At 53.0% G+C, this 11,801-nt stretch carries 14 protein-coding genes; 6 read left to right on the plus strand and 8 right to left on the minus strand.

Translation table 11 applies throughout. The annotated features are described in order from the left end of the window. Positions 1 to 22: 22 nt before the first annotated feature. From ygfZ to COMA1_RS16775, 4 genes are all read left to right on the plus strand, one after another. Positions 23 to 1,114, plus strand: coding sequence for a CAF17-like 4Fe-4S cluster assembly/insertion protein YgfZ (gene ygfZ, locus COMA1_RS16755; protein ID WP_090750643.1), 1,092 nt, complete (start codon positions 23 to 25; stop codon positions 1,112 to 1,114). Between the two features lie 32 nt (positions 1,115 to 1,146). Then, entirely contained in the window at positions 1,147 to 1,566 is a 420-nt protein-coding gene (locus COMA1_RS16760) for a group II truncated hemoglobin (protein ID WP_090750645.1), read from the plus strand. A gap of 852 nt (positions 1,567 to 2,418) precedes the next feature. Further along, positions 2,419 to 2,835: a hypothetical protein gene (locus COMA1_RS16770; protein ID WP_141654383.1), complete on the plus strand. Its 417-nt coding sequence runs from the start codon at positions 2,419 to 2,421 to the stop codon at positions 2,833 to 2,835. Between the two features lie 380 nt (positions 2,836 to 3,215). Next, positions 3,216 to 4,274, plus strand: coding sequence for a PD40 domain-containing protein (locus tag COMA1_RS16775; RefSeq protein ID WP_090750651.1), 1,059 nt, complete (start codon positions 3,216 to 3,218; stop codon positions 4,272 to 4,274). Positions 4,275 to 4,316: 42 nt separating this feature from the next. Here the strand turns inward: COMA1_RS16775 and COMA1_RS16780 are convergent, their stop codons facing one another. From COMA1_RS16780 to COMA1_RS16805, 8 genes are all read right to left on the minus strand, one after another. Then, a complete protein-coding gene (locus COMA1_RS16780) occupies positions 4,317 to 6,128 on the minus strand; it encodes an ABC transporter ATP-binding protein (protein ID WP_176698130.1) in 1,812 nt (603 codons plus the stop codon). A gap of 16 nt (positions 6,129 to 6,144) precedes the next feature. Continuing rightward, the gene (locus tag COMA1_RS16785; protein WP_176698131.1) at positions 6,145 to 6,624 is read right to left on the minus strand and encodes a lasso peptide biosynthesis B2 protein; all 480 of its coding nucleotides are present in this window, start codon (positions 6,622 to 6,624) and stop codon (positions 6,145 to 6,147) included. A 134-nt stretch (positions 6,625 to 6,758) separates the two neighbouring features. Next, entirely contained in the window at positions 6,759 to 7,988 is a 1,230-nt protein-coding gene (locus COMA1_RS16790) for a nucleotidyltransferase domain-containing protein (RefSeq protein WP_090750657.1), read from the minus strand. Next, complete coding sequence (locus COMA1_RS16795; RefSeq protein ID WP_141654384.1) at positions 7,985 to 9,025, minus strand: phosphoenolpyruvate carboxykinase (ATP); 1,041 nt, start codon at positions 9,023 to 9,025, stop codon at positions 7,985 to 7,987. Before COMA1_RS16795 ends, COMA1_RS16790 begins: the two co-directional genes overlap by 4 nt. Before the next feature lie 118 nt (positions 9,026 to 9,143). Beyond that, on the minus strand, positions 9,144 to 9,314 hold the full coding sequence (locus COMA1_RS21150; protein WP_176698132.1) for a hypothetical protein: 171 nt from the start codon (positions 9,312 to 9,314) through the stop codon (positions 9,144 to 9,146). Between the two features lie 74 nt (positions 9,315 to 9,388). Then, positions 9,389 to 9,544 carry a hypothetical protein gene (locus COMA1_RS21155; protein ID WP_176698083.1) on the minus strand — a complete coding sequence of 52 codons (156 nt, stop codon included), beginning with the start codon at positions 9,542 to 9,544 and terminating at the stop codon, positions 9,389 to 9,391. 6 nt (positions 9,545 to 9,550) lie between these two features. Further along, positions 9,551 to 9,889 carry a PqqD family protein gene (locus COMA1_RS16800; protein ID WP_176698133.1) on the minus strand — a complete coding sequence of 113 codons (339 nt, stop codon included), beginning with the start codon at positions 9,887 to 9,889 and terminating at the stop codon, positions 9,551 to 9,553. A 490-nt stretch (positions 9,890 to 10,379) separates the two neighbouring features. Then, positions 10,380 to 10,637 carry a PqqD family protein gene (locus tag COMA1_RS16805; protein WP_090750663.1) on the minus strand — a complete coding sequence of 86 codons (258 nt, stop codon included), beginning with the start codon at positions 10,635 to 10,637 and terminating at the stop codon, positions 10,380 to 10,382. A gap of 440 nt (positions 10,638 to 11,077) precedes the next feature. On the opposite strand from COMA1_RS16805, the gene COMA1_RS16810 reads away from it, so the two are divergent. Together COMA1_RS16810 and COMA1_RS20685 are read left to right on the plus strand one after the other, a co-directional pair. Beyond that, entirely contained in the window at positions 11,078 to 11,311 is a 234-nt protein-coding gene (locus COMA1_RS16810; RefSeq protein WP_090750665.1) for a transposase, read from the plus strand. A gap of 124 nt (positions 11,312 to 11,435) precedes the next feature. Beyond that, the gene (locus tag COMA1_RS20685) at positions 11,436 to 11,591 is read left to right on the plus strand and encodes a helix-turn-helix domain-containing protein (protein WP_141654385.1); all 156 of its coding nucleotides are present in this window, start codon (positions 11,436 to 11,438) and stop codon (positions 11,589 to 11,591) included. Positions 11,592 to 11,801: the final 210 nt, after the last annotated feature.

Raw genomic sequence — 11,801 nt, forward strand, 5'->3', positions numbered from 1 at the left:
GACCTCCTCACAGAAAGTGAACATGAAACACTCACGCCTTCACCAACAACATAGCCAACTGGGCGCGACATTTGAGGAGATCACTGGGTGGGAGATGCCAGTGCACTATGGAGACGTAGCGGCAGAGCATCGTGCTGTCCGCGAAGCCGTTGGAATAACCGACCTCTCCCATCGCGGCAAGCTTCGGGTCACGGGTGAGGATCGCGTAAAGTGGTTGCAAAGCGTCATCAGCAACGACATCCTTCCCCTCCAAGCCGGACAAGGCCTCTATTCCAGCTTATTAACCCACAAAGGCAAGATGCTCACGTACTTCCGCCTGTACATGCACAGCGACACAGTTATAGTGGAAGACGTCGGCGAGATTGGTGAAGCCACATTCCAAGCACTCCGCAAATTCCTGCTTTATGGGACCAAGGCCAAGATGGAGAACTGCGCCGAGACGTGGGGGCTCTTGTTGGTCAGCGGCCCCAAAGCCACTCAGGTCATTCAATCCGCATTCGGCGTGGACGTCACAGACTTGAAGCCTGTCGATTTTATCACGGCACAGATCGGAGGACATTCAGCGCTGGTGTTACGCACCGAAGAAACGGGCGAGGTTGATATCGAAGTTCTCCTTCCCGTTGAAAGCCTCCTCACCGCCTGGGCGAGCGCGTTGCAAGCCGGTGCCAAATTTGGGATCAGAGCCATTGGAACCCAGGCGCGAGAGGCCTTGCGCATGGAGGCCGGTCTCCCGAAAGCTGGGCCAGATTTGAACGAAGAGATTGTTCCACCTGAAGCCAACCTTGAGGGGAAAGCGTTCAGTCTCAATAAAGGATGCTATCCAGGGCAAGAAGTTGTCGCGCGCATGGATACCTATGGCAATGTGCGCCGCAAACTCGTCGGGCTGGTCTTGCAGGATTCCGTCATACCTCCCCATGGAGCCAAACTCTATAGCGGCGATCGTGAGGTGGGCTGGGTGAGCAGCGCCATCCATTCTCCTCAGTTCAACAAGCCCATCGCCTTTGGATTCCCGCTGCGAGACTTCAGTACCGCAGGGACAGAACTCACTGTGGAATGCGATGGGAGCAAGCACGCAGCGACCATTCATGCTCTCCCCTTTTACACCAGACCGTAACGGTATCCCCCCTCAACACTCCTAAACACCTAATGTCCATTGATGAACAAGAAGACAGCGCCCAAGTCACCCCCTACCAGGCTGCAGGTGGCCTTGAAGGCATTACCAAGCTGGTAGACGAGTTCTATATCAATATGGATACATTGCCGGAAGCCAAAGTCATCCGAGCCATGCACCCACCTGACCTCGCGGAATCACGAAAAAAATTAACATACTTTCTCTGCGGCTGGCTGGGAGGTCCGAGGCTCTTTCAGCAACACTACGGCCCCATCAGTATCCCTGGAGCACATAAACGGTTCCCCATCGGATACGAAGAACGTGACGCCTGGCTCCTCTGCATGCAACGGGCCCTTGCCGTCCAACCCTATAGTAACGAATTGAAAGACTACCTCTTGGCTGCGCTCAGTATCCCCGCCGAACGAGTTCGGCAAGTGAACGCCGGAGAGATTTAGCTCTCGACCCTTCCTTCAGGTGTCTGAACGACCTCAGGAATTCATCATCGCCTCGGCTCCATACAGGTTAAGAGACAGATCTGCATCCTTTCGAATACAGCGATACCACATCATGACACTCCCGGAAGTCTCCACTATCCTTCAGAATCAAGCGATGAATAAAGAAATCCTCGTGGCACCCTCCTTGCTTTTCCGAACATAAGCCCAAGTCCGACCGGGGTTCACCAAATAGGAGTGCGCATACGGCGCACTGACAACATGGACGCTATGAAGCCCAAAACGTGCCTGACCTACGAGAGAGGAATAGGCAGAAGAGAAACTGCGCGGTAAGGTTAGCCCAGGTTCGTAAAGGATGAAATGACTTTCCTCTTCAATAACTCAAACGATCATCACCTCCTGACAGAGCCGATCTCCATTGGATGCGAAGCCTGGATCGATGTGGACCGGTTTTGCGCCACTGCAACTCCTACGCAGCAGGCCTCGAGAGCTTCGTCCGATAGCTCCCTCACGAAGTCCTTCACCCACATCCGCAGAAAATTCAGGAAAAGCTCTGACCAAGACATCGGCTAACTGCGACCGTCCCCCCTCCATCTCAGCACTTTCTCGCTGAAAACCTACGCTTGACGAAGCACAGTCTCCGACCACACACTCCATACAAAGCATTTGATGCCACCGACGTGTAACCGATTAATCTTATTGCCCTCTCTAGCGGTGTTGGTAGTCGCTGCCATGCTGGTTAGTTGTGCGACGACGAGAGTTGACATCTCACCATCCCCTCAAGCTCCAGTGTGTGATGGTACAGCTTCAGCACTCGTTTTCTGGGCGGCCCAGTGGCGCCCGAATCAGAAAGATGTGTCGAACCGGGAAGCTGCTGCCCAGACCGGCTTGAAAGAGTTTCTGCAAACGTCGGGTTGTTTCAAAAACTATGAGCTTCGCCGCGTAGCAGTTCTGACTCCTACCGGAGTTGCCTCAGAAGTCGGCTCGACGAATAGACTGTTCAACAAGGTAGTTGTCATTACACTTCGGGAGCTTGGACCGGTAATCAAGCTACTCTCATCCCTGGCGCTCATAGATGGTGGAACGGACGTCGTGCTCCAGGTCGATGAGTATACCCCACCGGTCGAGATCCCAACCCGAACCTTCACTGTTCGCTGGCAGAACGGTGGACCCGGAGTGATCAAAGGCGTGGCCTCTCTACCACAAGAATTGCGAGCCGCACTGATTACGGCTCTGCAACCGAATAGCCCCAGCAGTAATGCCGCACCCTGAGCTGAGTTGAGCAAAACAAGCGTTACTATTTTCTAGCTAAGGTAAACGTGTCACCGACTTGATTTCTGGTTCCACCAGCATCCATAGAGCGATTGATCTGGACCCAGCCCACAACCTCAGCGTACGATGTAACCCAACATATTCCACAAGTTGACTGGAAGTTGCCCTGCACTTAAGGTCCGCCGCAATGCCATGTTCTTGTTGTAAGTCTGACGGAGTCCCGATTCGATGGGAATATCTTGGGATTCTGAATTGTCTCCTATCTATGAAGAGATTGGGAATGGGATGGAGATCTCATGGACCGAATACACGACGACAACGCTTCGCAAACTCAGGCAGATGGTGTAGCTGAACGCTCAGCATTGAACTACGGAGGTTGTATGAAATTGCACAAGTTACTTCTCGATCACCTTCTGGCGGTGCTCTCTCTTTTGCTTATCCCTACCTTCACGTATGGGATGTCAGGAATGGACGCGCCGCATAGCGGACATGTGAAGGGAGACACCTCTCTCTCGGAAAGTATAGGCAAACCGATCAATTCATCAGAAGCCGAGATTGAGATCACCTACAGTGCGGATGGAAAAACCGCTATCTTCGCCTCCGGACGTAAAGGCAGCATCTCCTCACCGGGAGTGCCTTATAACTTCGACATCTGGATGTCGCACAGTGTGGACGGCACCTGGCAGGAACCTATTCATTTGGGTCCGGGTATTGATCCCACCGTGGGACCAAATATCAATACGTCTGCCTGGGAGCTGGAGCCGAGTCTCTCTAATGATGGCAACATCATCTATTTCACAAGATACCAGCCTGGCAATCTCTCTACTGGGGACCTCTACGTGACCCAAAAGATCAATGGGGTCTGGCAACCAGCTAGGAATTGGAACGATGTTCCGGAACTCCCCCATATCAATACCCCAACAGGCGAAGAACATTGTCCGATCATTGCTTCTGACAGCCTGATCTATTTCAACTATCAGCAGCCTGGAGTCACCCAAGATAGCGACGTCTGGAAAGTCGAGAAGAAAAATGGGGCCTGGCAAAAACCGGAAAGTCTAGGCTCACGAATCAATTCGCCCTACCGTGACCATATGCACTGGACTGGCCTGTCAAAGGATGGCAAGAGCCTCCTTATTACCAGCACTCGCCCTGACATGGGATCGCGAGGAGGTCACGATATGTGGATTTCCTATCAGAATCCTAAAGGCGAATGGCAAGAACCGCTGAATCTTGGCGACACCATCAACACCCCCGGTGAAGATATGTGCTGGACCTTTACCCCAGACGGCAAGACCTTCACGGGTGGATCTGGCCCTCGTGACTCCTATAACCACGATATCATGTGGGTAAAGAAAGACGATGTTCCATTGCTGAAGAACTTTGAGCCGATCGGACCGCCTCCGAATCTGCTCACCAACAAATCCGGTAATTCAAAGTGACAGTGCCGCAAGGGCCAAATGATCTGCTGCGCTGTATCGGTGTTACTGGTAATGCTGGGCTTGAGTGAGGAAGAGGCTGGTATAGAGACCATGCTGTGCCATTAATTCGTCGTGTGTCCCTTGCTCCACAATTTGCCCCTGATCCACGACGAAGATTCGATCCGCCATCTTGACCGTCGACAACCGATGGCTGATGAAGATCGCCGTCCGCCCCTGGGCAAGTTCATGAAACCGTTCAAACAGTTCTGCTTCCGCCTTGGCATCCATCGCGCTGGTGGGTTCATCGAGAATAAGAATTTGCGAGTCTCGGAGAATCGACCTGGCGAGAGCGACTTTCTGCCACTCGCCGATACTCAGTTCATGCCCACCATCGAAGAGTTTGCCGAGTAATGACTCATACCCGTTCGGTAGTCGTTCAATAGCCTCGTGGATTCCAGCCTGTTTTGCGGCCTGCACGATGGCGAAGGGGTCAACACCGGAAGCCCTCACGCCCAGCGCGATATTGTCTTTTGCGGACAACTGAAACTTCACAAAGTCTTGGAACACTCCACTCACCGAGCCTCGCACATCAGCGATCGGGTAATCACGAAGATCCGTCCCGTCGATCGTGATACGCCCGCCCGACGGATCGTACAAACGGCACAAGAGCTTCACCAATGTCGTCTTGCCCGCACCGTTCGCCCCGACAAATGCGACATGCTCCCCAGGTTTGATCGAAAAAGTGAAGTCCCGAATCGCCACGCGTTCCTCATGTGGATATTGGAACGACACATGCTCAAAGACCAGCCCCTCGACAATTGGGCGAGGAAACGCTTTGGGAGCTGCTGAAGTTCTCAATCGAGATTGTAGGCCTAAGAACTCATCCAACGTGGCAAGAAAGAGATTGCTCTCATAGAGACTGGACACACTCTGACCAAGGCCTTCCAAATATCCTGAAGCGCGTTGCACGGCTTGAAGACAGATGACAAGGTCACCTATAGTCAGCAGTCCGTCAATGGTCCTCACGACTAACAAACTGCAGACCCCGAAGACCCCGGCAATACCAATAATCTGTGCAACAAACCCGGAAAACACCCATCGTCGCTCTAACGCGATTCGTTCTCGACGCAATATCAGACGCGCGTCGGCAAACCACTGCCGCAGCCGGTTACCAAGATCAAATAGCCTGACCTCCTTCGCCGCACCAGCTTGGGTCAGCAGCATATGAGCGTACCAGGCCTTTCGGTCAAGTGGCGCCCGCTCCCGTTCCCACGCATAGAGCTGATTGGACTGTTTCAACTTGACGATGAAGTATGGAATAGCCGTTAGGACTAAAATTGGAATCACCCCCCAATGCATCCACCAGAGGAGGGCAGCCATCGTAAGCAAGGAAATGGCGTTTTGCCCCATCTGGAGCAGCGCATTCAGAATGGCGGTTGGTCGATAGGGTGCTTCCTGCTGTGCCAGATGCAAAGTATCTTGATAGCGTGCATTCTCATAGTACTCAAGGTCGACCTCAACTGACTTTTCTTGAAGGACCGAGTACATATGATCAGTCACGACCTCGGATTGTATTTTTGAAACCAACCCTGCCACAGCGCTGAGAATGGCGCTGACCGCAGCCACACCGGCTACACCGGCAAGAATCGCAAGAATATGAGTCAACGACGCGTCATCCCAGGGTGACTTTAGTCCTTCAGTTACGGCATCAATTAAAAGCTTCGTCAAGTACAACGCCCCGAGTGGAAGGAGCCCCTGAATAACGCGGACCACAATACTTGCACTGCCCAGACTTGGACTGCTCTGCCATACGAACGATAAGGCTCGTCGGACCGTGTGCAAGAAAGACCCTACGCGATTCAGTATCGTGTTCATGATCGGCAATAGCACCCTAACAGTTCGCTTTGGGGCTCCATCGATTGCGAGCTTGAATGTTGACACCCAGAGCCGCAGACTGTTGTCCTGAGTCAGGAGGATAGGAAAAGGTGACAGTGAAGTCTCGCCAGAGCGTCCCGGGCTCATGAAATGTCTGTGATTCAAGTGTCAGCCAGGCATGACCTTCCAGGCCAGACAGGTCCTTTCTAACACCACAATGAAACCGTACCGGATATCCCCGACGTCGGGCCAGCCGATATAGTGCCAACGATCGGGGAAAGCAATTCCCCTTCTGATTGTATGGGAACAGCCGCAGCCACCGATCGATGTAGTATGTCAGCTTCCTAATCTCAGCCTCGTCAGGGGTTCCCATTGCTGACCCAGAGCTCAATGTAGCAAGCACGGCTGGTAGACTTCTCAGACGCAAAAGAAGCCGAACCCATAGAATCAGTAGGCCGATCAGAAGCACATTCCAATATTTGTCCAGCTGTCCCATTATGCCCATCTTCAGTGTAGCAGAGCCTTGTTCCACCTGATGAATACCAGCTAGAATCCGCTAAGAAATCGTCATTGCGTTAGAAAATTAACGCTACCAGAAGAGGTGGCCACAGAGATCTCTGTTTCAAAGACCTAGGCACTGTGTGGCACCCACCGATTAATGGCTCCTCGAATTCCAGGAGAAAGGAACCGTTTCATCGTTCGATGCACCGGTTGAATAAGACGAGCAAAACAAAACAAAGAGTTGCGCCAGCGAAACCATATGGGAGGAGTCACGGTCACAGGACTCTGGAGGCGACAAAGCTGAAGTCCAAAGCGCCAACGCGCCCACCACGAGTCTTTTAGTGAAAAATAGAGCGCAGCCGACTGTTCCTCCCAAACACCTTCCCGACCATCTTCCAGTAAGGTGGCCGGCATGCGATGCGACAGAACCTCTATCTCCACCTCACTCTCAAGCCGCGCCAAAACTTCAGCAGGTAGAGGGGCATCTAGGAGTCGATGGGCAATCGACAGGCCCATCATGACCAGTCGCTGGCAACCCCATGCCGATGAACTGGACAGGATAGAGGTCCAGTCCAGGTTCGGATGGGAGCGAAGAAGCTCCGCTACATCACAAACCCATTTCAGCTGTTCCCATGCATGCTTCGACCCATGCACGCACAGTACGATGAGTAAATCTTCCGGCGCCAATCCAGGAACCGTCCGGTTCTCAAAGGTTACCGAAACTCGTCGTGCCCAGAACTCTGGACGATCTAATCGGAAGGCAAAGTGTTGATGGGCCATCACCCACTGGAGGTCGACACGACAAAGGCTACGCCTTTTGACGAACACCTGGTGTGGGCCATCATCATGGTCGTCGCTCTGCGCATCAACGACATCTCTAGGCTCATAACCAAATGTCGTAAGAACCGCCTGCGCCTCTCCGACGGCAGATTCAGGGACAAGCAAATCAAGATCGGTAAAGTCACGAAGACCCAAATCACCGTACACCACCGCCGCAAGAGTGGCTCCTTTAATCGGAATAATGGGAACCCCCCGTAGGGCAAACTCGTCGCACAATTTGATCAGTTCCTGTGCCAACGATCGATTCAGCAAGCCCCCGACTTGTACCTTCTGTCGCAATCGGATTAGGGCCTCGGCAGGTACCAGGTCGGGCGCGACTTTAGAGAGACTTGCGTATATTAAAGGCTCCACGCCATGGTATTCCGCCATCTGGAGAAAGCTCGCCCAGTCCAATGGTTCCTGAAGTCTCTGGCGGATTCGCACCAGGAGATCTTGAGTGATCCCTGTGCGGGCACACCAGACAAGCAGTTCCGCTTCCGATCCCAACGGGATCTTCCGCGTACAGGAATAGTCGCTCATCGCGTTTCCCCCTCAAGAAGAGGTGTGATGAGTTGAGGAAGCTCCAGGATGTCTCGGCCAAAGTGCAAACGATAAGAATCCACCTGCTGGACAAGTTTCGCCAAGACCTGAAATTCTCGTCTTGCAACCTCTGAGTCATAGACCAATAGGGCTTGAGGAAGGAGCATTTCTAACGCACGACTCTTTGGAAGCAATTCGAGATGGCTGTGAGGAGCATCAATAACATGAGGGAACAGTACGAGCGCCGGACGGCAACACTCACCAATCGACGTGGAATAGACATCCTCCGCATGAAAGGCTCGCTTCGGAAATCGAGGCTGAAGCACCTGAGCAGGGGCAGTGCGCAGTTCAGGGAAAAACTCCACGGTTTGTTCGGTCACATTGATCTTAATCGGGAAAGGAAGTAGATCGACGTGAGTTCCGACATCTCGAAGGAGGGGATGATCATCAGAGAGATAGCGATACCCTGACCGAAGCAATGAAATGAATGAGGTTGTCTTCCCACGCCCACTATTGCCAGGAATCAATACTCCTCTGCCGTTCTTCTCCAGAGCCGTAGCGTGAATAGTGTAGAGCCCTCGACGTCGCAAGAGTTCAATCAAAGCTATGTGAAACAAATATTCGATCAAACTTTCCGGCATCATCTGAGGATTGATCAGATAACCATCGGCTCTCCCCTGCACACTATCAACCACCAACACCCCGACATTGAAGAAGTCGGCGATCAACCGCTCGCCATCAAGAATCACCTCATAAGGCAAATCGGTCTCCGGGCAATCAACACCCGCTACACCCATATTGACAGCCAGTTGGCGCGCCGAAGAGGAGATGGTCACTGGAATATCAGCCCGATGTTCAACGGCATGGAAATATAAGGTGAGCGGAATTGACGGGCAACGCACTTCCTGCCGAAAATGCCTGAGAAATTCATTCACCGGGGCGGCGAGCCAGGGAGAAGCCGTAACATATCGTATCTGCGTTCCATGCAGCGAGAAAAGATACTCAGTTAGAGGCTGTTCAGCCGTTACCGTAGTCATATTCTCCCCACCTCGTACCAGGTTACAGCTCTTCGTGAGGCGGCTATCAGGGTGAGCTGGCTGATCCGTGGAATCAGCCAGCCCGTTGGACAATCTGGTGACCGTCTCCCCTATACCTCTACCAATGCTTATGACCGAACCGATTATAATGATGATACAGACGCCCACCGCCCATGCCATGTCCTCCACCACCAACGCTAGGACTACCAGAACCAGACCGCTGAGCGGTGATGTCCCGCAAGAGCTCGTGCTTGGTAAGCACTGGCTGCGCATACATCTCTTTCGTCATGTCACTTCACCTCCCTTCCTTTTACCGAACTGGCTTAAAAATTAGCTGGCCGTAGGATTGGCCAGCCAATTCACTTAACGGGTGACGTCCTGAAATGTTGACTTTCCTGGCACGCCATCGTAACCGCTGTTACCCCAACCATTATTGCCATGTCCTGACCGCTTGGCGGTGATATCCCGCAAGAGTTCGTGCTTGGCAACTGCTGGCTGAACATACATCTCTTTCATCATGTTGTTTCACCTCCTTTCTTGTTGAAGTAGCCCTTCCTGGGTCAGTTCATTGACCAGGGTGACGAGATCGTCGAGGGCTCGCTCGGGAGCGACATCAAAACGATCACAGAGGATCGTATGGATGTCGCTGATAGTCTGTGTGCCGGTACAGAGCTCCCAAATTAGGCTCCCCAATCGGTTGAGGGTGTAATATCGGCCGGTACTGAGATCCAGAAGCACCGTCTCCCCATCCATGTTGCTAGTCTGCACATCGGGGCTTCCTCTGAGCACCACCTGGTGCAGCAGAACAGAGTCACAGTGGGAGACCTCGGTATTAACTAAATGAGCCTGCGATGTGCCTGACATAGCTGTTTCCTCCATCAACAATGACGCAGTTTGTTAGCTAGCCTCATCCACAAGCACTTTGATATGTGTAGCATCGAAAGACTTCCGCGATAGCTATGCTTTCGAGGGAGGGAGTTTGAAAGAAAGTAGGGTCGGCAGGCTTCAACTCCCCCTTCCCTCTAAACCACATCAGGATGCCCATCTTGGCCATTGACATGCCCCTCATTGCCCTCGTGATGGAGTCCAATAGCCCACTGTTCGTTGTCCATCACCATTATTCTGCTTTCCTCCACGGCCCATCTGGCTCATATGCTGTACAAGCGTGGGTTAAGAGGGATGAGCTAGCCAATACTTTCGTACTAGCCAGCCCCAGCATCTCCTTCGCTGCCTTAGTTGCGGCCCCATCCCCTATAGGAAGGGCCACAATAGCCGGACCTCTTGGTGGTGATATCCCGCAAGAGTTCGTGCTTGGTAACTGCTGGCTGCACATATGTCTCTTTCGTCATGTTTTTCACCTCCTTTCTTGTTGAAGTAGCCCCTCCTGGATCAACTGATTGACCAGGATGACAAGATCGTCGAGGGCTCGCTCGGGAACGACATCAAAACGATGACAGAGGGCTGAATGAATGTTGCCGATAGTCTGCGCGCCCGCACTGAGAGCCAAGAGCACTGTCTCCCCATCCATATTGGTAACCTGCACATCGGAATTTCCTCTGAGCACAACTTGGTGCAACCGTGTAGTGTCATAGTGGGTACCCACAGCATGCATGGTTAGTATTCCAAAGCTGATCTGAACACTATGCGATCGAGGATGAGGGCTAGACCAACGTAGGATTAGACTGTTTCAAACTATGCCATCTATATCTACCAATGATGCACAGGCCAGATGGGCAGATACGCGTCACACGGCCTCTCGTGACAGGACTTGGAGTCCCGGAGACCCTCACCTATTGCCAATCGTTAGCACTAGGTATATATAAGTAATTTATTTTACTCTCATGAGAAGCCGGACATTGGAGACGGGCATGTTCGGACGTAGATCAATGCCAACAGGATCAAGTCGGTCAACCTAGGATCAGCTCTGCACAAAGAAGCACAAGTTCTATACCCTAGGATTTGTTATGCTTCTACCCCTTCCCTTACTCACGCGACTCGTTGACACTCTGATCTTCCCCCGATTTCACAGACACCTGTATAAGGAGGAACAGGATGAAATCGGAGGACAGGATGAGCACCAAGACCAGACGGCAGTATACGGAAGAGTTTAAGGCAGAAGCAGTTCGGTTGGTCCGAGACTCGGTACGACCGGTTGCACACGTCGCCAGAGATCTGGGTATTGCTGACCATCTGCTCTACCGCTGCGGGCTGAGCAGCAACAGGCCGAACACCAGGGCCATACACGCCAGTCACTGCGTGCAGAACAGGAAGAACTCGCCCGGTTGAGACGAGAGCATGCAACCTTGTGTCAGCGCCGATGCTATAAGTCCTCACATCACCGAACTGAGAAGTCCTCTAAACACCGAGTCACAATGTCCCTTCACCGCTCATCACGACGGAGGAGGGACAGATGCTGCGAAAGGAGGACTTCATGATGATTCAGGCATTGGCGCAACGTGGGCTCTATCTCTGTGACATTGCGACACAGGTGGGCGTGCATCCTCGAACCGTGCGGCGCGCACTGGCCCGCGGCGGGGCGCCAGCCCCGCGATCGAGCCGACATTGACCGGCTGTTAGCGGAGAACGTCTGGAATGCGGTGGTGATCTTTCGGGAGCTCCAGACCAAGGGGTACACGGGGCGACTCTCCATGACCCCGGTTGTCAAGAGTGGACGCCATGAATGACAGTCTCACGCCGCCGACTGTTGACGGGCCCACCGTTGGGCAAATGCCGCGGGCGAGCGATTCCCCAGCCGGGAATGCCGTCGCTGGCGGTT

Origin of the sequence: Candidatus Nitrospira nitrosa (genome assembly GCF_001458735.1) — a bacterium.
GTDB lineage: Bacteria > Nitrospirota > Nitrospiria > Nitrospirales > Nitrospiraceae > Nitrospira_D > Nitrospira_D nitrosa.

Excerpts from the sequence above, each read along its gene's own strand:
- ygfZ (WP_090750643.1), top strand. The coding sequence starts at position 23 with ATGAAACACTCACGCCTTCACCAACAACATAGCCAACTGGGCGCGACA.
- COMA1_RS16760 (WP_090750645.1), top strand. The coding sequence starts at position 1,147 with ATGTCCATTGATGAACAAGAAGACAGCGCCCAAGTCACCCCCTACCAG.
- COMA1_RS16775 (WP_090750651.1), top strand. The coding sequence starts at position 3,216 with ATGAAATTGCACAAGTTACTTCTCGATCACCTTCTGGCGGTGCTCTCT.
- COMA1_RS16780 (WP_176698130.1), bottom strand. The coding sequence starts at position 6,128 with ATGAACACGATACTGAATCGCGTAGGGTCTTTCTTGCACACGGTCCGA.
- COMA1_RS16785 (WP_176698131.1), bottom strand. The coding sequence starts at position 6,624 with ATGGGACAGCTGGACAAATATTGGAATGTGCTTCTGATCGGCCTACTG.
- COMA1_RS16790 (WP_090750657.1), bottom strand. The coding sequence starts at position 7,988 with ATGAGCGACTATTCCTGTACGCGGAAGATCCCGTTGGGATCGGAAGCG.
- COMA1_RS16795 (WP_141654384.1), bottom strand. The coding sequence starts at position 9,025 with ATGACTACGGTAACGGCTGAACAGCCTCTAACTGAGTATCTTTTCTCG.
- COMA1_RS21150 (WP_176698132.1), bottom strand. The coding sequence starts at position 9,314 with ATGACGAAAGAGATGTATGCGCAGCCAGTGCTTACCAAGCACGAGCTC.
- COMA1_RS21155 (WP_176698083.1), bottom strand. The coding sequence starts at position 9,544 with ATGATGAAAGAGATGTATGTTCAGCCAGCAGTTGCCAAGCACGAACTC.
- COMA1_RS16800 (WP_176698133.1), bottom strand. The coding sequence starts at position 9,889 with ATGTCAGGCACATCGCAGGCTCATTTAGTTAATACCGAGGTCTCCCAC.
- COMA1_RS16805 (WP_090750663.1), bottom strand. The coding sequence starts at position 10,637 with ATGCATGCTGTGGGTACCCACTATGACACTACACGGTTGCACCAAGTT.
- COMA1_RS16810 (WP_090750665.1), top strand. The coding sequence starts at position 11,078 with ATGAAATCGGAGGACAGGATGAGCACCAAGACCAGACGGCAGTATACG.
- COMA1_RS20685 (WP_141654385.1), top strand. The coding sequence starts at position 11,436 with ATGCTGCGAAAGGAGGACTTCATGATGATTCAGGCATTGGCGCAACGT.